The 418-nt window shown below is 61.5% G+C and carries 1 protein-coding gene; it reads left to right on the forward strand.

Annotation, left to right across the window (positions count from 1 at the left end; translation table 11 throughout):
- Positions 1-15: 15 nt before the first annotated feature.
- Positions 16-418: sigma factor-like helix-turn-helix DNA-binding protein (locus AC5RWQ_RS30630; RefSeq protein ID WP_494286070.1), on the forward strand; the 403-nt coding region annotated here is incomplete at its 3' end.

Here is a 418-nt window from a genome sequence, read left to right on the forward strand (position 1 = left end):
AGGGAGCCGTTTGTCATGGGTTTGTCCGCCACTATCGCGCCGCATCTTCCTTATCTGCGCAGGTTTGCCCGCGCTGTCTCCGGTTCCCAGCACAGCGGCGATGCCATGGTGGCGACGATGCTCGAGGCGATCATCGCAGACACGTCGATCTTCCCCGAAAGTTCCTCCGATCGCATCGCGCTCTACAAGATCTTCGCGAAACTCTTCACATCCGTCGCAATCCGCGTTCCGAAGGGCGACGAGCCGACCGGTTGGGAGGAACGCGCGGCCGCCAATCTTGACGCGCTTGCGCCGCTGCCGCGCCAGGCTTTCCTGCTGGTTGCAGTCGAAGGCTTCAGCGAGACAGAAGCCGCCGAGGTCCTGGGCATCGGAGAAGATCGCTTCACCGAACTTCTCGTCGAGGCGAGCAATGAGATTT

The sequence above is a fragment of the Micromonospora sp. BS32 genome (assembly GCF_059089345.1).